We start from the raw sequence: 20,224 nt of genomic DNA, 5'->3' as shown, positions 1-20,224 counted from the left end.
TTTTTAAAAAAACAATGGGCGGTTTGACTAATAGAGGAGGAAATAGATCATGAATGAATATGTATTAATAATTACGATGAGTATTGCATTTTTAATTACCGTCCTGTTATCACCAATTTTCATACCACTTTTACGTCGGTTAAAGTTTGGTCAAAGCATACGTGAAGAAGGACCAAAGTCACACATGAAGAAAACAGGAACGCCAACAATGGGTGGTGTTATGATTATTTTAAGTGTCACAATTACGACTCTAATCATTACCAATAAATTTAATGCTAGTTCAATAAATTCAGAAACAATGCTACTTATCCTAGTATTAATCGGATATGGTATCCTTGGTTTTTTAGATGATTTTATCAAAGTAGTATTAAAAAGAAATCTGGGTCTTACATCTAAACAGAAATTGTTCGGTCAAGTGCTAATTGCCGGTATTTTTTATGTCGTATTAGTCATGCAGGATTTTTCGACTTATATTTCAATTCCAGGTACGAGTATACAGTTCGATTTAGGATGGGGATATGCGATTTTTGTTATTGTTATGATTGTAGGAGCGTCTAATGCGGTTAACTTAACAGATGGTTTAGATGGACTACTAGCTGGAACTGCAACAATTGCATTTGGTGCTTTTGGCATTTTGGCGTGGTATGGTATTCCTCAATTTGAAGTGACAATTTTCTCATTAGCGATAGTCGGAGCGCTATTAGGCTTTTTAGTATTTAATGCACATCCAGCTAAAGTATTTATGGGTGACACTGGTTCCTTAGCCTTAGGTGGCGCGATAGCTGCAATAGCTATCTTAACAAAAATGGAATTATTGCTTGTTATTATCGGTGGTGTTTTTGTGCTTGAAACATTATCTGTTATCATTCAAGTTATTTCTTTTAAAACGACTGGAAAACGGGTATTTAAAATGAGTCCACTACATCATCACTATGAACTAAAAGGTTGGTCAGAATGGCGCGTTGTCACTACCTTTTGGCTTGTTGGACTTTTATGTGCTGCGTTAGGAATTTACATTGAGGTGTGGTTAACATGAATAAGCTAAAAAATTTCCCATATCAAAACGTTTTAGTACTTGGTTTAGCTAAGAGTGGAACAGCAGCGTGTAAAGTTTTAGTGAAAAATGGATGCACAGTCAGAGCGAATGACTTACAGGTAGCGAGTGACTCAGTCATTGCTGAATTACATGCATTAGGGATAGAAGTGACAACTGGCTCACACCCATTAACTTTATTAGATGAAGTGGACGTTGTCGTGAAAAATCCAGGTATTCCTTATGAAAATGAACTTATAAAAGAAGCGGAAATAAAAGGTATACCAATAATTACAGAAATCGAACTTATTCATTACCTTATTACTGAGCCATACATAGGGATAACGGGTTCAAATGGCAAAACAACAACGACTACATTAATACATGAAATGTTACAAAAGAGTAATAAAGGAAGTAAATTAGCAGGTAATATAGGTAAGGTAGCAGTTGAAATAGCTGAAAATCTTAAAAAAGAGGAAACAATGGTAGTAGAATTATCCTCCTTTCAATTAATGGGAACTGAAAAATTCCAACCACATATAGCTGTAATGTTAAATTTATTTCAAGCACATCTAGATTATCATAAAACCTTTGAGAATTATAAAGATGCAAAAGCACGTATCTTTGTCAATCAAACAGAAGAGGATTATCTCGTTTATAATGCATCGGATAGTGAAATTGCTGAATTAATTGAAAATACTATGGCAACAAAGGTACCATTTAGTCTTAGTGAAAAAGAACTTACAAATGGTGCGTGGTGTGATGAAACGTATGTTTACTTTAGAAATGAACGAATTATTGCACGAGAAGAGATTCGTTTGGTTGGGGATCATAATTTAGAAAATATCTTAGCTGCAATAGCTGCAAGCATACTATCTGGCGCAACGAGGGATGGAATTGTAGAAGTGCTAACGACATTCCCGGGCGTGAAACATCGAACCCAATATGTCGATCAAGTACAAGGGCGATTATTTTATAACGATTCAAAGGCGACTAATATTTTAGCAACTTCAAAAGCGCTAGACTCTTTCGAACAACCTGTTATTTTATTAGCTGGTGGTTTGGATCGCGGGAATAATTTTGATTCACTAATTCCTTACTTGAAAAATGTGAAAGCAATGATCCTATTTGGTGAGACAGCTACTAAATTAAATGAAACAGGACAACAAGCAGGTGTAGAAGATATTCTGTTTGCTGATAATATGGCACAAGCTGTTGATCAAGCCTTTCAACTTTCAGACGAAAAGGATATCATTCTTTTGTCACCAGCTTGTGCAAGTTGGGATCAGTATCAAACTTTTGAAGAAAGAGGAGACATGTTTATTGAAGCTGTGCATACATTAAAATAAGGGCTTGTACAAAAGGCCTCATCTTCCTTGTTAATTGGGAAGGTGAGGCTTTTACATTCTTATTTATATGCGAGTGGAAATGGGGTCATTTCAAGGTGGAAAGTAAACATAAAACACAATTACGTCCTGATTACCTTTTGATTATCACTATATTGGCGCTTTTATTAATCGGAGTTTTTATGGTATATAGTGCATCAGCAATTTGGGCCGATTATAAATTTAACGATTCCCTTTATTTTGCTAAGCGCCAACTTCTATTTGCAACTGTCGGTTTGGTTGCGATGTTCAGTGTAGCACGTGTTCCTTACCAAGTATGGCGGACCTACTCAAAAGTTATTTTAATTACGTGTTTTATTTTATTGGTTGCGGTGTTGATACCTGGAGTGGGTTTAGTTCGTGGTGGAGCAAGGAGCTGGATTGGTGTAGGTGCCTTCAGTATTCAACCAGCGGAATTTATGAAATTAGGTCTCGTAATTTTCTTATCCACTTACCTAGCTGAAAAACAGCGGTATATTACATCCTTTAAAGAGGGGTTTTTGCCATTACTGTTACTGATATTTACCGGTTTTGGACTTATTATGCTACAACCGGATTTGGGTACAGGGGTGATTGTTATCTTAACATGTTTTGTTTTATTATTTGTAGCTGGAGCTAGGATTAGCCATTTTGTAGGTCTAGGTATTTTAGGTGTGATCGGCTTTACTGGTTTAATTATTTCAGCCCCTTACCGAATAAATCGGATTACAGCATTTTTAAATCCATGGGAAGATCCATTAGGGAATGGGTTTCAAATTATCCAATCGCTCTATGCAATTGGACCAGGTGGACTATTAGGAATGGGATTTGGAAATAGCCTACAAAAGTTTTTTTATCTTCCGGAACCACACAATGATTTTATCTTCGCTATCTTAGCTGAAGAACTTGGGTTTATCGGCGCATTAATACTTATAAGTCTATTCTTTATATTGTTTTGGAGAGGTACTAAAATAGGTTTAGCTGCACCTGATAAATTTGGCATGCTACTTGGATTAGGCATAACAGTTATGATTGCCTTGCAAGTAATTATCAATATGAGTGTCGTAATTGGATTAATTCCAGTAACAGGAATTACATTGCCTTTCCTGAGTTACGGAGGATCTTCTCTTACGTTAACATTAGCCGCAATGGGTATTATTATAAATATTAGCAAATATAGTAACGAATAAACATTATATACTCATTTTCGTAAAGTGAAATTGGCAAATAAGTCTTGATATAACTAAGAAGACTTCCAAAGGTGAAGTTGACTTCGTACTCCTTTCGTAAGCATCATGGTGCTTTGACTGACTAACTTGAGAGAAACTGCAACGTAGATTCCATACCCGCTCCACAATTGAAATGGGCTCGCTTTCCGTGGGCACGGCTTCAGCTCGCGCTGTTCCCACTGGAGTCTCACCAACTTCAATTGCTCCGCTAGTTTTGTCTTTAAACATTTTATGAACTACAAATAAACACATTAATCATTAGTCTCTTGAAAATGTTTCGATTGATTCTGTCTTACACTTAAAAATATTTCCACTAACTAGCGAAGGAAGCAAATGCTTGACACTCCTACGGGAACAGCGCGAGCCGAAGATCCACTTAGTAAAGCGTTCTTTGCTTTATTAAGTTAGCTGAGGCCGTGCCCGTGGAAAGGGAAAGCATTTGCTGACGTAGCGAGTAAGACTAGAACTTTACGTCACAGTTGATGATTATTCCGACGCAAGGAACGTTATGTCAGAGTCTATGAATGTTTGTAATATGACAGTCTTTTAGAAAGCAGCCTTTTTTAAAGATTGTCAAGCAATATGACAGCTAAATGTCAAACTTAAAACAGGCAATGAGTGGCACTCACTTTTTTGGTGAGAAAGTTGAGTGGTATAATTATTTATACTTTATATATTCTAATTAAAAAGCTTATCTTTCACAAAAAGATGAGCTTTTTTGATTGAATAAATCGGAATTAAATAATTTGTTGTCATATTATCCAACAAACTCGACGAAAAAAGATGAAATTTGATAAAAAATCCATCTTTTGGATCAGTAAATCTTACAACTTTTAACGAAAAAATATGATATACTTTTAGTGTGACGAACTATTTTAATGTAGTTCAAACAATTTGTTTATATAGGATTGTTATTTTGTTTCGATAAAGGAAGAATGAGGAGATGGCAGAGAAAAAAGTTATATCCATAGAGGATCGAATTCCAAAGCTAAAAGAAGCAAGAAAAAAGAAAACAAATAGACGTTTAGTTTTCTATTTATCATTATTCTTTATCTTGATTTCAATAGTTGTATATTTACAATCTCCTCTTAGTTATATACAACATATTGTAGTGAATGGAAATGAATATGTAGAAGAGGATGTAATTGTTGAATTAAGCGAATTATCAAATGAGAATAACTTGTGGAGTGTTAGCTTGAGTGACACTGTTGAGAAAATTAAAAAACATCCAGAATTAAAAGATGTACAAGTCCAAAGAAAATTACCGAATTCAATTGTAATTAATGTGGAAGAGTTAGAAAAAGTTGCTTACATAAAATTGGAAGATAGCTATATGCCACTACTAGAAAATGGGGAAGTTATTGATTCTATTGAGGTCTCTAAATGGAAAGGTGATGCCCCTCTTTTAATTGATTTTGCAAAGGATACTTATATTCAGGAGATTGCTGAGGAACTGCAGGAATTACCTACTACTGTCTCTACGTTAATATCTGAGATCTATTGGAAGCCAACAGATGCAAATCCATATAAAGTTTTGTTATTTATGGATGATGGTTATCAAGTAGAATCCTCCATTAGAAATTTCGCCAAATACCTACAAACGTACCCATCTATCGTTAGTCAGCTAGAAGAGAAAGAGGGCATTATTCGTATTGGTGAAGGTGGAGCAGTGTTCGATCCTTATAAGAAAAAGGATGAAACTGAAGAGGAGGCAGAAAATGAAATTGAAGGGTAAACATGTTGTTCTCTCTTTTGTATTATTCATTTTTGGTTTTCTTGTTGCCTTTAGTTATCAAAATACGAAAGAGCAAGCAGAGGTTATTCAATTATCTCAGCAGGAGTGGGAAAAAGATTTCTATTACAGGCAGCAATTACTACAATTTGAAGAACAAAGTCGAGAATTACAACAAAAGGTAGACACTTACCGTCAAGAAATAAACACGTTTGAAAAATCATTAGGTGAACAAGAAACAGCAATTGGTGAATACGTTGAAATGAAGGGTAAACTTCAAATGCTAACAGGAGAATTACCTATTACTGGACCAGGTGTTAGCGTAACATTGTCTGATGCGGATTATATACCATCTACAGAAAATACAAATCAGTATATTGTTCACGACCGTCATGTTCAATTAGTGATCAATGAATTATATAGTGCTGGGGCAAAAGCAATTGCAATTAATGGCCAGCGTATTTATAAGGATAGTTACGTTACATGTGTTGGTCCTGTAATATCTGTTGATGGAAACCAGTATCCTGCACCATTCTCGATTGAAGCGATAGGTGAGCAGGAGACGTTAGAAGTAAGTTTAGAACTAAAAAACGGTGTAATTGACATGCTAGTAAGTGATAATGTAGAAGTTGAGGTTGGAACTGCCGACCAGATTGCTATGGGTGCAAGAGTTAATTAGGAAAGGTGATCGGTTTGTTAACTAAAAGTAAAATCATTTTGTCCCTAATATTTGCATGTATTGGATTTATGATTGCGATCCAATTCCAATCTATACAAGAACCAAAGGAACGGGATACAAGGGATATGTGGGAAATTCGTATGCAACTACAAGCTGAACAAGAGGAGCAACAAGCGCTTTATCAACAGTTAGATGAATTAGAAACGACATTACAACTATATGAAGATAATGCAGAACAAGAGCAGATTAATACCTTAATGGAATCAGTTGAGGCACTGCAAATGGAAGCAGGACTAACGGATAAGACAGGTAGAGGAATTATCATAACAATTAATCCGGTTTATGAAGAGTCAGCTGGACCACAAGTTTATCCGAGTGTGACACCAGAATTGTTAAATCGTCTCATTAATGAGTTGAACAATTATGGTGCAACTGATATCGCAATTGGAAATGAAAGATATATTGGCATCACACCAATTCGATATGTGAATGGAGAAACTTATGTTAATAATCGAGCGCTATCAGATATTCCGTTTGATATTAAAGTACTATCAAATGAACCGAAACGGTTGCTTGATTATATGGAAGTTAGTCAATCAAAGGATGATTTTATAATCGAAAATATGATGTTTGAAATTAACGTTGAAGATAATCTTACCTTACCTTCTTATGATGGAAACATCGATTTAGAAATAGTGGAAATAGATGAAACTAACGAAGCGGGTGAAGGATAATGTGGTTACCAGCATTGTTCTTAGTCGTCGGTATCGCATTAGGGTTTTTATCAGATATTACGATTCCAGAACAATATACGTTGTATCTATCGATCGCCGTTCTAGCAGCGCTTGATACACTCTTGGGTGGTATACGTGCTTATTTGGACAAGAAATTCGATCAAACGATTTTTGTTTCAGGCTTTTTCTTTAATATTGGTTTAGCAGTTGTATTAGCATTTTTAGGAGTACAATTAGGTGTTGATCTCTATTTAGCTGCAATATTTGCTTTTGGTGTTCGATTATTCCAAAATATAGCGATTATTCGTCGACATCTATTCAAAACAAGAAAAAAACAAGGGGATTTATAAAAAATAGCGATTTTAAACAGAAAATAGTCGTAATATGTTGCATAATGTACTAAAGTAGAGATATAAAGATATTGTTAAAAGAATGACTATAAAAATGGTATACTGAATGAAAGATCGGATTTTGAGAAAGTATTTTAAAAAATCGATTGTAATTTTATTGATTATTCGTTAATATTTGTACTATTCAGATGCCTTAGATTGGGAGGTGCCTTACTTTTGAACAACAATGAAATTTTAGTCAGCCTGGATATAGGTACATCAAAAATAAAAGTAATTATCGGTGAAGTATTAAGTGATTCGTTAAACATTATTGGGGTAGGGACAGCAAAATCGAATGGGATGAAAAAAGGTGCAATAGTAGATATTGATCAAACGGTTCAATCTATTCGGGCTGCTGTAGAACAAGCAGAAAGAATGGTAGATTTAAAAATCGACCGCGTGATTGTTGGCGTGAATGGTAATCATGTTCAATTGCAACCATGTCATGGCGTTGTTGCTGTTGCAAGTGACAATCGTGAAATAGGTAATGAAGATGTAACAAGAGTCATTGATGCTGCCCAAGTTATATCCATACCTCCTGAACGCGAAATTATTGATGTTATTCCGAAACAATTTATTGTTGATGGATTAGATGAGATTACGGATCCAAGAGGAATGATTGGTGTTCGTCTTGAAATGGAAGGTACAATTATTACATGTTCTAGAACGATGTTACATAATATTTTAAAATGTGTAGAACGTGCAAACTTAGATGTTATTGATATCTGTTTACAACCACTAGCTACGGGGTCCATTGCTTTATCAAAAGATGAAATGAATTTAGGTGTCGCTTTAATTGATGTAGGTGGTGGTAGCACTACTGTTTCCGTTTTTGAAGATGACCACCTTGTTTCCACAAGCGTATTTGCATTAGGTGGAGATAATATCACAAAAGACATTTCTATTGGATTACGTACTACATCAGAAGATGCGGAAGAAATTAAAGTTAGTCATGGTCACGCTTTTTATGAAGATGCTCGTGAAGAAGAGACTTTTGAAGCAGCAATTATAGGAAGTGACCAAAAGCAAACGTTTAATCAATTAGAAATTTCTGATATGATTGAAGCTAGATTAGAAGAGATTTACACTTTTGCAGCACGTGAAATTAAGAAAATGGGCTATTCAGAAGTACCTGGTGGTTTCGTACTCACAGGTGGTTGTATTAAAATGCCTGGAGCAATTGAACTTGCACAAGATTTATTTCATGCAAATGTTCGAATGGCCATTCCAGATTATATTGGAGTCCGAGAGCCGCAATTCACGTCTGGTGTCGGTATCTTGAAATTTGCATATCGTAATGCGAAAATTCAAGGTAAAGAATTATCAGCTGCTGTAACATTAACAGATCAGGCTATTGAAAAGCCTAGTAAACAGAAACGTACATCAAATACAAATGAGAAATCAAGTTCAAATAAGAAAAAAGAATCAGGTATTGCTAACTTATTCAAATACTTTTTTGATTAGAATAGCTTCTGAAAGAATTTTCAAAGTAGGAAGCTAACTTCATTGAATCTTGTAAACTTGCAAATTAGGAGGAACGAACATGTTAGAGTTTGATACAGAAATGGATCAGCTAGCAACGATAAAAGTAATCGGAGTTGGTGGTGGTGGAAGCAATGCTGTAAACCGTATGATTGAACACGGCGTGCAAGGTGTTGAATTCATTGCAGTTAACACGGATGCGCAAGCTTTGAACTTATCTAAAGCAGAAGTGAAAATACAAATTGGAACAAAGTTGACTAGAGGATTGGGAGCAGGTGCTAATCCAGAAGTTGGTCGAAAAGCTGCTGAAGAAAGTAAAGAGCAGTTAGAAGAAGTACTTGCTGGAGCAGATATGATCTTTGTAACAGCTGGTATGGGAGGCGGAACTGGTACTGGTGCTGCACCTGTTATAGCACAAGTTGCCAAAGAACTAGGAGCGTTGACTGTAGGTGTTGTAACACGTCCATTTACGTTTGAAGGGCGGAAACGTTCTACACAAGCAGCAAGTGGCACAGATGGTTTAAAAGCTAGTGTTGACACATTAATCGTCATTCCAAATGATCGCTTATTAGAAATCGTTGATAAAAATACACCTATGTTAGAAGCGTTCCGTGAAGCTGATAACGTTTTACGTCAAGGTGTACAAGGTATATCAGATTTAATCGCTGTACCAGGCTTAATTAACGTCGACTTTGCCGATGTTAAAACAATTATGTCTGATAAAGGATCTGCTTTAATGGGTATTGGTATTGCTACTGGAGAAAATAGAGCAGTAGAAGCGGCTAAGAAGGCAATCTCTTCTCCACTATTAGAAACTTCAATTGATGGCGCTCATGGTGTCTTAATGAATATCACAGGCGGCAATAATTTAAGTTTGTATGAAGTGCAAGAAGCTGCAGATATTGTTACATCAGCGGCAGACCAAGAGGTAAATGTTATATTTGGTTCTGTTATCAATGAGGAATTAAAAGATGAAATTGTTGTAACAGTTATTGCGACAGGATTTGATGAAGCACAGTTGAATACAGCAAAAACAAAGCAACAACGACCAAGTGCTGCAAAACAATCACCAAAAGCAGCTGCACAACCGGACGAAAAGCCACGACGTGAAGAAGGTAATCGAGAACCAGCTACACCGCATAATGCACGTCAAGAAGAAGATACGTTAGATGTACCAACATTTTTACGTAACAGAAACCGTAGAAGATAAATAAAATGATTAAAAGGACAAGTGGCTATTGCTCACTTGTCCTTTTTGCTGTGGTTCTTTTTGGAGAAATATTACTAGCAGGCTAGGTAGATAAGAACGCTTGCAAGAGATTTTCAGCCCAAGAAATCCGAAAGCTTTTTCTGAAGCATTGGGGACCAAGCACGTTTAGTTTTTTCTTTAAAAACAAGAATTTTATAGACAATAGGTTTTAATTTAAATAGAGAAGAATATGATCGGATATTCTTCTCTATTTTTAATGCGACAATTTATTGGCGAAACTCTAAAAATTAGCGGTATTTCCCTTACAGTATATGACAGACTTTTATAGATAGCTTCGATATACTTGCAACAATTAGTAAGGAACTAATAGAGAGGAAGTAAAAAGTGACCATCTATGTTGATGCAGTATTTTTATTGAATTTTTTAATTGATTGGATGATTTTATTATTAACCCAACAGATGTCAAAAATGGCGACAGGTAGATTCTCACTCATAATTGCTGCTGTAATTGCCGCGTTATTAGTTCCTTTGACTATCTTTTATCCAAATTCAATTGTACTGCATCCCATTGGGAAATTAGTTTATTCTATTCTGATTGTAATCGCTGGATTTGGTTTTCACAACATACGAAGATTCGCAAAGTTACTCGTCACATTTTACTTTATTTCTATTACATTGGGAGGTGGATTAACAGCTTTACACTTTTTTATTCAAAGTCCTATGTATTATTCAGAACATGGGTTTTTAACTTGGAGTAGTGGTTATGGTGATCCGATTAGTTGGTTGTTTGTTGTTATAGGTTTTCCAATTGTCTGGATCTTTACTAAAAAAACGATGGACAAGCACGCATTACTTAAATTTCAACAGGATCAATATATGCAGGTCACAATTGTCTTACGTGATAAGGAAGTTTCGACAATTGGTTATGTCGATAGTGGTAACCATCTAGTTGACCCGATTAGTCAAAAACCTGTTATTATATGTGATTATAAAATTATTAATCAATTATTTCAGGCAGAGGAAGTAGCACAATTAAAAAAAGCACAAGAAACATGTGATTTTGACTGTATTCCAGATCAATTAATGACACAAGTTCAATTTGTACCGTATCAAGGTGTTACAGGCGATCAGCGCTTCCTTGTAGTGGTGAAGCCGAATTTTATAAAGATCGAATATGAAAATAAATCAATTAAAATAGCTAAGGTTCTGATAGGCATTCAATTTGGTAATCTTACAGCAGATGAAAGTTATCATTGTTTATTGCAACCAGGATTGTTTAAGGAAGTTGTTACGAACTCAGCATGAAGATGAAGGGGAGATATATTATGAGAAGATGGTTGTTTCAATTTAAGTTAAGTTGGTATAAAATTCGTTTAAAATTAGGGTTAAAACCAAAAGAAATTTATTACATAGGAGGGAGCGAACCCTTACCACCTCCTTTATCAAAAGAGGAAGAATACGTTCTGTTACAAAAATTACCTAGCGGAGATAAATCCGCCAGAGCCGTGTTAATTGAGCGAAACTTACGTCTTGTTGTCTACATTGCAAGGAAATTTGAAAATACAGGAATAAACATTGAAGATCTGATCAGTATTGGTACAATTGGCTTAATCAAAGCGATTAATACATTCAATATTGAGAAAAAAATTAAATTAGCTACTTATGCCTCACGTTGTATAGAAAATGAAGTATTAATGTATTTACGTAAAAATAATAAGCTGAAATCAGAAGTTTCTTTTGATGAGCCATTAAACATTGATTGGGATGGAAATGAATTATTGCTTTCTGATATTTTAGGAACAGATGAGAATATTACAATTAAAGATGTAGAAGCTGATGTGGATAAATCATTATTAAGAAATGCATTGGAACAATTAAATGAAAGAGAGAAACAAATAATGGAATTAAGGTTTGGTTTAATTGGTGATGAAGAAAAAACACAGAAGGATGTTGCAGATATGTTAGGTATCTCACAATCCTATATTTCACGTTTAGAGAAAAAAATTATTCGACGTTTACAAAAAGAATTTAATAAGATGGTTTAGCAAGTAATGGCTTGTTTTTTCGGAAATAGAGAGACGTTCCGGTATATTTTTCCTGCATAAAAGATCCTCCCACGGGTGATACTGTTCCATGAGTAACATCTCCAAATGGGAGGGTGGAAAATGGCAAGACATAAAGTAGAAATATGTGGTGTAGATACGTCTAAGTTACCAGTACTTAAGAATGATGAAATGAGAAAACTGTTCAAACAACTACAAGAAGATAAGGATCTTTTTGCCAGAGAAACACTGGTGAATGGAAATCTGCGATTGGTTTTAAGTATCATACAACGTTTTCAAAACCGTGGTGAATATGGTGATGATTTATTTCAGGTTGGTTGTATTGGTTTGATGAAGTCAATTGACAATTTCGACTTAGGACAGAATGTAAAATTTTCAACTTATGCTGTACCAATGATTATTGGAGAAATACGCCGTTATTTACGTGATAATAATCCGATTCGAGTTTCGCGTTCACTGCGAGATACAGCCTATAAGGCGTTGCAAGTGAGAGAAAAATTAATGAGTAAAACATTAAGAGATCCGACAGCTATGGAAATTGCAGAGGAGATGGGTGTCTCTCATGGAGATATCGTTTTCGCAATGGATGCGATTCAAGATCCTGTTTCATTATTTGAACCTATTTATAATGATGGAGGCGATCCAATATTTGTTATGGATCAAATAAGTGACGATAAAGATAAAGAATCAAATTGGCTTGATCAAATATCATTAAAAGAAGGTATGCATCGGTTAAATGAAAGAGAAAAAATGATTTTAACTAAACGGTTTTTCCAAGGGAAAACGCAAATGGAAGTTGCTGATGAAATTGGTATATCTCAAGCACAAGTTTCCCGTTTAGAGAAAGCGGCTATTCAAGAAATGAATAAAGAAATGTTTGAATAAATAAAAAGAAACTGGTATTTATATGGACTCGACTACACACTTCTGTAGTCGGGTTTTTTGTTTTGTTGAATAATACGAAAATATTAGGTTTATGTGCATATAGTAGTAAAAAGGAAGGTGATCATATTATGGTAACATTAACAAATATGCAAGTTAAAGAAATTATTTTTGTTGAGAGTGGGGAAAAGATCGGTAACATAATTGATCTGGAAATCGATGTTGATAAAGGAATTATAACGCATGTTGTAATTGCAATGAAAAACAAAATGATGGGTCTATTTGGGAAACAAGAAGAAGTCATTATTCCGTGGAACCATATTGTCACTGTCGGTTCAGATGTGATATTAATAAAAGAGGCAAATTTGTAGTAGATAAGTAAGAATTTATACGTATTTTAGACAAAATCTAACGCTTATACAATTGAGACGAGAATTTAGTCTGGTTATATGATAAAATAGTTAAAAATGCAAGGAGAGATCAAATTGGAACCTTTTAAACAAAAAAATGAATCCATTATGGAGCTCTCATATGGACAAGGTAACAATTCAAAATGTATTGCTGGAATAACAACGCGCTTTGGTGGAGAAAGCACTGCACCGTTTGATTCTTTAAATATGGGATTTCATGTTCCTGACGATCCAAATCGCGTACGTAATAATCGAAAAAAAATTGCCACACTGCTAGAATTCCCTTTACATAATTGGATTATGGGTGAACAAACCCATCAAACAAACATTTATGTTGTTAACAAGGATGATCCGAAAATTGGATCGGGTGCTTTAACAAATAGAGATGCATTGAAAGATATAGATGGTTTAATTACAAAACAAGAGAACGTATTATTAACAGCAATGTTTGCAGATTGTGTTCCACTATATTACTATGATCCAGCTACAGACTGGATTGGGATTGCACATGCAGGATGGCGTGGCACGGTGAACCAGATGGCGAGGCATATGGTAGATAAAATAACAGATCACGGTGCAAATATCTCTACGTTGCAAGTAACGATAGGTCCGTCCATTTCTTTATCAAATTACCAAGTAGATGAAAAAGTTTTTCAACTTATTCCGGGTAAATGGAGAGAAGAAGTTACGCAGAAAATCGATGCGACACATTATTTGCTTGACCTACACAAATTGCATCAATTAATATTAATTGATAGTGGGATAAAGCCAAATAACATTTTCAAAACGCATTATTGTACCTACCAAGATGATCCTTTTTATTCACACCGTAAAGAAGATGGGAAAACAGGAAGAATGCTTGGCTACATTGGGTTGAAAACAGCTAGATAAACTTGAACCTTGTGTTGATTCGGAGTATGAAAGGATAGAGAAATATGAATGTAGAACAAAACTTAAAGAAAATTGAAAACAATATAGCCGAAGTATGTACTCGGGTAAATCGTAACCCTGAAGAAATTACAATCATTGGCGTGACGAAATATGTTACAATAGAACGTACAGAAGAAGCGTTTCAAGCTGGTATTGTCGATCTAGCAGAGAATAGGCTTGAAGGTCTGCTTGAGAAGCAAGAACACCTTTCTCAAGAGCAAATAAATTGGCATTTTATCGGCACACTGCAGTCAAGAAAGGTCAAGAGTGTTATTGGCTCAATAGATTATTTACATTCGCTTGATCGCTTGTCTTTAGCAAAAGAAATTAATAAACGTACGGATGAGGTATTACCCTGTTTTGTGCAGGTTAATGTTAGTGGAGAAGAATCCAAGCAAGGTTTAGATAGAAAAGACGTTCCGGATTTTATTACTGCATTAGAAGCGTACCCTGCCATTAAAGTAATTGGGCTGATGACGATGGCTCCTCATGTAGAAGATGAACAAGAGCTTCGCAATACTTTTCGATCATTAAGAGAGTTACGAGATGATATGAAACAAAAGCAATGGGCACATGCACCGTGTACATACCTATCAATGGGAATGAGTAATGATTATCAACTTGCCATTGAAGAAGGTGCAACACATATTCGAATTGGTTCCAATTTAGTTGGAACTACTGAAACGGGGTGAGCAAAATGAGCATGAAAAATAAATTCAAAACGTTATTTTCAGTCGAAGATGACTATGAATATGTTGATGAAGAAGAAGAGAGTACGGAAGAACCTTCTACTAGAAGCGAAAAGCGTACAGGACAAAATATTGTCAGTTTAAAATCAGTCCAAGCTTCTGCAAAGGTTGTTCTAGCTGAACCACGTTCTTATGATGAGACACAAGAGATAGCTGACCATATTGTTAATCGGCGTTCTGTTGTAATCAATTTACAACAAGTGGACTTTCAACAGGCAAAACGGATTGTTGATTTCCTTAGTGGTACTGTTTATGCTGTGTCAGGTGAAATTCAAAAACTTGGACCACACACCTTCTTATGTACACCAGATAATGTCGATGTTTCAGGAAGTATCACACAAATGATTGAAGAAGAGGAAGAATTTGAGCAGAGGTGGTAAGTGGTTATGTATATGCTTTATCAAATAATTATGCAAGCTATTGAAATATATAGTTATGTTTTAATTATATATATTTTAATGTCATGGTTTCCAGGAGCAAGAGAATCATCGTTTGGAAGTATCATATCTAGATTAAGTGAGCCGTTTTTGGAACCATTTCGTAAAATTATCCCACCACTTGGAATGATTGATATTTCGCCAATAGTAGCTATATTTGTACTTAGATATTTAATACCGAGTGGAATTACTGTATTGTTCGGTTGGTTTATTTAATTGTTTTAATGGAATGAAGAGGAGATAAAATGGAAATATATCAACATTTTCGAAAAGAAGAACAGCCATTTATCGACCAAGTTCTATCTTGGAAAGAATTAGTGGAAAAACAATTTCTACAAAAGAGTAGTGACTTTTTAGATCCAAGAGAACAAAAGATTTTTCAAAGTTTAATTGGCAATGACGAGCAATTTAAACTATCTTTTTTTGGTGGTACTGCTGAAACAGAAAGAAAACAAGCAATTCTAGCACCCTATTATGAGTCAATCGAACAGACAGATTTTCCGATTGTTATGTTACATGCTGTTTACCCAACAAAGTTTATCACAATTGAACATCGTGACGTACTTGGTGCTTTTCTATCATTAGGTGTTCAACGAAAAAAACTTGGCGATATAGTGGTAGGCGACGGCATTATTCAGTTGTTCGTTTCATCAGACATTGCATCTTTTATCACATTTAACTTAACATCTGTGAAGAAAGCCACGATTGAATGGATAGAGAAGCCTTTAGAAGAAGCTATTTTATCAAGTGAAACATGGCAGTCCCATATGACGTTTGTGAGTTCTTTAAGGTTGGATATTATGATGAAAGAAATCTACGGTATCTCAAGACAAAGTGCGGTACAAGCAATCCAAAAGAAATTTGTAAAAGTGAATTTCAGAATTGTCGAAGATATTGCTTTTGTTGTGGAAGAAGGGGATATATTTTCCTTGCGCGGTAAAGGAAGAAGTAGATTAAAGGAAATAGTAGGGGCCTCAAAAAAAAATAAAGCACAAATAAACTATGATATACTAAAATAATAAAAGTTTTAGCAGGAATTGTACTAATTTTGTCGAAATATATAAAGTAGATAGATCACTTCACAAGGAGGTGGCCGATGTGCCATTATCACCATTGGATATTCATAATAAAGAATTTTCGCGAGGATTTAGAGGCTATGATGAGGATGACGTTAACGAATTTTTAGACCAGATTATTAAAGACTATGAGTTAGTAATAAGGGATAAAAAGGAATTAAAAAATCAAGTAGAAGATATGAAAGATAGACTTGGCCATTTCTCTAATATTGAAGAAACATTAAACAAATCAATATTAATCGCGCAAGAGACTGCAGAAGAAGTAAAAGGAAATGCGAATAAAGAATCAAAACTGATTATCAAAGAAGCAGAGAAAAATGCAGATAGAATTATTAATGAAGCATTACAAAAATCAAGAACGATTGCAATTGAAGTAGAAGATTTAAAGAAACAAGCAAAAGTATTCCGTACACGCTTGAAGATGTTAGTCGAAGCGCAGCTTGAACTAGTGGAAAATGATGATTGGGATGGTTTATTTCATACACGGGTGGATGAAGAGTATGAAAATGAGGAAGAAGTAGAAACAAATCGTTACTAAAACTTGACGTTTTAAAGGTTAATTCATATAATGGATTAACTTAAAGCTATTATAATTTATAAAATGCAATTTCTATAACTAAGAAAAGCAATGCAAGGGAAAGTAGAATAGAATAAGACTGTTGATTAGCGAGTTAGGGTTGGTGTGAGCCTAACACAGTATACTATTTTAAAATCACCCTTAAGCTTCCTATTTGAAAGATTTCGAGTAAAGTAGGACGTGTCCATCACGTTACGATGCTAAGCGGATAAAAATATTCAGAACATTTTTATCTAGTAAGGGTGGTACCGCGAGTCTTCTCGTCCCTTTTGGGATCTTGAGGGCTTTTTTTGTTGAAAAAAATAAGTAATGGTAATGTGAAGATCATTCAAGGAGGAAAAAAGATGGATTATAAAGATACGTTATTAATGCCAAAAACTGAGTTTCCAATGCGTGGTAATTTACCAAACAAAGAACCAAAGATGCAAGAAAAATGGGACGAAGATAACATGTATCAACAAGTTCAAGCACGGACAGAGGGTAGACCACTATTTATTTTACATGATGGCCCTCCATATGCAAATGGTGATTTACACATGGGGCATGCTCTAAATAAAGTGCTGAAAGATTTTATTGTTAAATATAAATCAATGTCGGGTTTCCATGCACCATATGTTCCAGGTTGGGACACACACGGCCTACCAATTGAGCAAGCTTTAGCTAAAAAGAAAGTGAATCGCAAGAAGATGTCAATTGCTGAATTCAGACAAAAGTGTGCAGAATATGCGCTAAAACAAGTGGACAATCAACGCATTCAATTCAAACAACTAGGTGTACGTGGTGATTGGGATAATCCGTATATCACATTAGAAAAAGAATATGAAGCTGCCCAAATTCAAGTATTTGGTGAAATGGCTAAAAAAGGTTATATTTATAAAGGTTTAAAACCTGTTTACTGGTCACCTTCGTCTGAATCAGCACTAGCTGAAGCTGAAATTGAATACCAAGATAAACGTTCTGCATCAATCTACGTGACATTTGATGTGAAAAATCCGGGTGAATTGCTACAAGGAGATGAGAAGTTCATTATTTGGACAACAACCCCTTGGACAATTCCGGCAAACTTAGCAATCGCACTACATCCTGACTTAACATATGCAGTGGTAAAAGTAAACGATGCAAAGTATATTGTTGCAGAAGAAATGATTGAGCAAGTGAAAGAAACGTTAGAATGGGATAAAACAGAGATTGTCCAAACGTTTAAAGGTCAAGAAGCAGATCATTTAGTTGCCAAACATCCTTTTTATGACCGTGATTCATTAGTTATTTTAGGTGATCACGTTACGACTGAAAGTGGTACTGGACTTGTTCACACAGCTCCTGGACATGGTGAAGATGATTTTATCATTGGTAAGAAGAATGGCTTAGATGTTCTTTGTCCTGTTGATGAAAAGGGTGTATTTACTGATGAGGCTCCAGGATTTGAAGGATTATTTTATGATGCTGCAAATAAAGAAATTACCGAGAAACTTGAAGAGGTTGGCGCCTTACTAAAACTTACTTTCATTACACATTCGTTTCCACATGATTGGCGTACGAAGAAACCAACAATTTTCCGTGCAACAAATCAGTGGTTTGCATCAATTAAAGATTTCCGTGAAGATATCCTAGCTGAAATCAATCGAGTTAACTGGGTTCCAAAATGGGGCGAAACGCGTCTTTATAATATGGTGCGAGATCGTGAAGATTGGTGTATTTCACGTCAACGTGCGTGGGGAGTTCCAATTCCAGTATTCTATGGGGAAGATCGTCTACCAATTATTACGGATGAAACGATTGAACACGTGTCTAACTTATTCCGTGAACATGGGTCAAATATTTGGTTTGAGTGGGACACGAAAGATTTATTGCCAGAAGGATTTACATCAGAACAGAGTCCAGGAAATACGTTTACACAAGAAATGGATATCATGGATGTTTGGTTTGATTCAGGATCATCTCATCAAGGTGTTCTAAGTGAACGACCAGAATTACAACGTCCAGCTGATGTATATTTAGAAGGTTCGGATCAATACCGCGGTTGGTTTAACTCATCTATTTCAACAGCAGTTGCCGTTACTGGAAAAGCGCCATTTAATACAATTATTAGTCATGGTTTTGCTTTAGATGGTAAAGGTAGAAAAATGAGTAAATCAGTAGGGAATGTAGTTGTTCCTTCAAAAATTATGAACCAATATGGTGCTGATATTTTACGTTTATGGGTTGCATCAGTAGATTATCAGGCAGATGTTCGTATTTCAGATGAAATTATTAAGCAAGCATCAGAAGGTTATCGCAAAATCCGTAACACCTTCCGCTTCATGCTTGGGAATATCGCTGATTTTGATCCGGCTATTCATACGATCAAAGATGAGGACTTACAAGAAGTAGATCAATATATGCAAGTTCGTTTACAAAGCTTAATTAAAAAAGTAACAAAATCTTATGAGGAATATGATTTCTCAAGTGTTAATCAAGCCATTCACAATTTCTGTTCGATTGAATTAAGTGCTTTTTATCTAGATTTCGGTAAAGATGTTTTATATATCGAATCTGAAGATAGTTCAAGACGTCGAAGCATTCAAACCGTTTATTATGAGATTGTAACGAGCTTAGTAAAACTATTAGCACCAATTCTTTCGCACACGGCAGAAGAAGTTTGGGAACACATTCCACACGTACAAGAGAAAAGTGTTCAATTAACAGATATGCCTGTTGCAAGAGAAATTGCTAATCAAGAGCAAGTACAAGCAAAATGGGATCATTTCATGACAATTCGTGACGATGTTTTAAAAGCATTAGAAGAAGCGCGAGCTGAGAAAGTAATCGGTAAATCTTTAGAAGCGAAATTACAAATTGTTGCTAAAGATGCTGATACAAAAGAATTGCTTACAAGTATGGAAGATATCCATCAATTGTTCATTGTCTCAGAAGTTGAAGTAGTAGAAGAGCTTACGGATGCGAAAGAGTTTGAACAAGTTACTGTAAAAGTTGAAAAACATGCTGCAGAGCGATGTGAACGTTGTTGGGTTGCTGCTGAAACAGTCGGAGAAGATCTGGCACATCCAGCACTATGTACGAGATGTGCAGCAATCGTCACAGAACATTATCAGGCTTAAAACAGATTTAAATAGAAAAACCATCAAATTGTACGTTAATTTGATGGTTTTTTTATAACTATTAAATTTTTGAAGCGTAAACTGGTAATACTTCTTCTTGAACTAGAAGTCTCAAAAGTAATAAACGCCGTTCGTACGCTAGTCGAGATA

Annotated in this window: 20 protein-coding genes and 1 other annotated feature; all 20 genes read left to right on the top strand. The window is 35.3% G+C overall.

What is annotated here, in order from left to right; genetic code table 11:
- The first annotated feature begins 49 nt into the window (after positions 1–49).
- The 20 genes from mraY to ileS all read left to right on the top strand — a co-directional run bounded on the left by mraY (position 50) and on the right by ileS (position 20,074).
- A complete protein-coding gene (gene mraY / locus D2K60_RS09720; RefSeq protein ID WP_117169804.1) occupies positions 50–1,036 on the top strand; it encodes a phospho-N-acetylmuramoyl-pentapeptide-transferase in 987 nt (328 codons plus the stop codon).
- Positions 1,033–2,382, top strand: coding sequence for a UDP-N-acetylmuramoyl-L-alanine--D-glutamate ligase (gene murD / locus D2K60_RS09715; RefSeq protein WP_117169803.1), 1,350 nt, complete (start codon positions 1,033–1,035; stop codon positions 2,380–2,382). The genes mraY and murD overlap by 4 nt, the downstream gene beginning before the upstream one ends.
- Positions 2,383–2,477: 95 nt before the next feature.
- Positions 2,478–3,587 (top strand): stage V sporulation protein E, encoded by a 1,110-nt coding sequence (gene spoVE, locus D2K60_RS09710; protein WP_117169802.1) that lies wholly within the window; start codon positions 2,478–2,480, stop codon positions 3,585–3,587.
- A gap of 982 nt (positions 3,588–4,569) precedes the next feature.
- Positions 4,570–5,361, top strand: a complete 792-nt coding sequence (locus D2K60_RS09700) for a cell division protein FtsQ/DivIB (protein WP_117169800.1) — start codon at positions 4,570–4,572, stop codon at positions 5,359–5,361.
- Positions 5,345–6,037, top strand: coding sequence for a DUF881 domain-containing protein (locus tag D2K60_RS09695; RefSeq protein ID WP_117169799.1), 693 nt, complete (start codon positions 5,345–5,347; stop codon positions 6,035–6,037). The genes D2K60_RS09700 and D2K60_RS09695 overlap by 17 nt, the downstream gene beginning before the upstream one ends.
- 14 nt (positions 6,038–6,051) lie before the next feature.
- Positions 6,052–6,771 (top strand): DUF881 domain-containing protein, encoded by a 720-nt coding sequence (locus D2K60_RS09690; protein WP_117169798.1) that lies wholly within the window; start codon positions 6,052–6,054, stop codon positions 6,769–6,771.
- On the top strand, positions 6,771–7,121 hold the full coding sequence (locus D2K60_RS09685; protein ID WP_117169797.1) for a small basic family protein: 351 nt from the start codon (positions 6,771–6,773) through the stop codon (positions 7,119–7,121). Before D2K60_RS09690 ends, D2K60_RS09685 begins: the two co-directional genes overlap by 1 nt.
- 216 nt (positions 7,122–7,337) lie before the next feature.
- Complete coding sequence (ftsA, locus tag D2K60_RS09680) at positions 7,338–8,624, top strand: cell division protein FtsA (protein WP_117169796.1); 1,287 nt, start codon at positions 7,338–7,340, stop codon at positions 8,622–8,624.
- A gap of 79 nt (positions 8,625–8,703) precedes the next feature.
- Entirely contained in the window at positions 8,704–9,852 is a 1,149-nt protein-coding gene (gene ftsZ, locus D2K60_RS09675; protein WP_117169795.1) for a cell division protein FtsZ, read from the top strand.
- 384 nt (positions 9,853–10,236) lie between these two features.
- Entirely contained in the window at positions 10,237–11,157 is a 921-nt protein-coding gene (spoIIGA, locus tag D2K60_RS09670) for a sigma-E processing peptidase SpoIIGA (RefSeq protein WP_117169794.1), read from the top strand.
- Positions 11,158–11,177: 20 nt separating this feature from the next.
- Positions 11,178–11,897 carry an RNA polymerase sporulation sigma factor SigE gene (gene sigE, locus D2K60_RS09665; RefSeq protein ID WP_117169793.1) on the top strand — a complete coding sequence of 240 codons (720 nt, stop codon included), beginning with the start codon at positions 11,178–11,180 and terminating at the stop codon, positions 11,895–11,897.
- A 120-nt stretch (positions 11,898–12,017) separates the two neighbouring features.
- Positions 12,018–12,800, top strand: a complete 783-nt coding sequence (sigG, locus tag D2K60_RS09660) for an RNA polymerase sporulation sigma factor SigG (protein WP_117169792.1) — start codon at positions 12,018–12,020, stop codon at positions 12,798–12,800.
- A gap of 65 nt (positions 12,801–12,865) precedes the next feature.
- Complete coding sequence (locus D2K60_RS09655) at positions 12,866–13,168, top strand: YlmC/YmxH family sporulation protein (protein ID WP_240335289.1); 303 nt, start codon at positions 12,866–12,868, stop codon at positions 13,166–13,168.
- Between the two features lie 114 nt (positions 13,169–13,282).
- Positions 13,283–14,098, top strand: coding sequence for a peptidoglycan editing factor PgeF (gene pgeF, locus D2K60_RS09650; RefSeq protein ID WP_162880745.1), 816 nt, complete (start codon positions 13,283–13,285; stop codon positions 14,096–14,098).
- 44 nt (positions 14,099–14,142) lie between these two features.
- Entirely contained in the window at positions 14,143–14,829 is a 687-nt protein-coding gene (locus D2K60_RS09645) for a YggS family pyridoxal phosphate-dependent enzyme (protein ID WP_117169789.1), read from the top strand.
- A gap of 5 nt (positions 14,830–14,834) precedes the next feature.
- Positions 14,835–15,266, top strand: a complete 432-nt coding sequence (locus D2K60_RS09640; protein ID WP_117169788.1) for a cell division protein SepF — start codon at positions 14,835–14,837, stop codon at positions 15,264–15,266.
- 6 nt (positions 15,267–15,272) lie between these two features.
- Entirely contained in the window at positions 15,273–15,539 is a 267-nt protein-coding gene (locus tag D2K60_RS09635) for a YggT family protein (protein ID WP_117169787.1), read from the top strand.
- Positions 15,540–15,568: 29 nt separating this feature from the next.
- Positions 15,569–16,342, top strand: a complete 774-nt coding sequence (locus D2K60_RS09630) for a YlmH family RNA-binding protein (RefSeq protein WP_117169786.1) — start codon at positions 15,569–15,571, stop codon at positions 16,340–16,342.
- Between the two features lie 79 nt (positions 16,343–16,421).
- Positions 16,422–16,937 carry a DivIVA domain-containing protein gene (locus D2K60_RS09625; RefSeq protein WP_117169785.1) on the top strand — a complete coding sequence of 172 codons (516 nt, stop codon included), beginning with the start codon at positions 16,422–16,424 and terminating at the stop codon, positions 16,935–16,937.
- 81 nt (positions 16,938–17,018) lie between these two features.
- Positions 17,019–17,247 (top strand) — a binding site (T-box leader).
- 73 nt (positions 17,248–17,320) lie between these two features.
- Complete coding sequence (gene ileS / locus D2K60_RS09620; protein WP_117169784.1) at positions 17,321–20,074, top strand: isoleucine--tRNA ligase; 2,754 nt, start codon at positions 17,321–17,323, stop codon at positions 20,072–20,074.
- The last annotated feature ends 150 nt before the right edge of the window (positions 20,075–20,224 follow it).

The organism is Paraliobacillus sediminis, from assembly GCF_003426055.1.
This window is presented reverse-complemented; position numbering and strand designations above follow the sequence as displayed.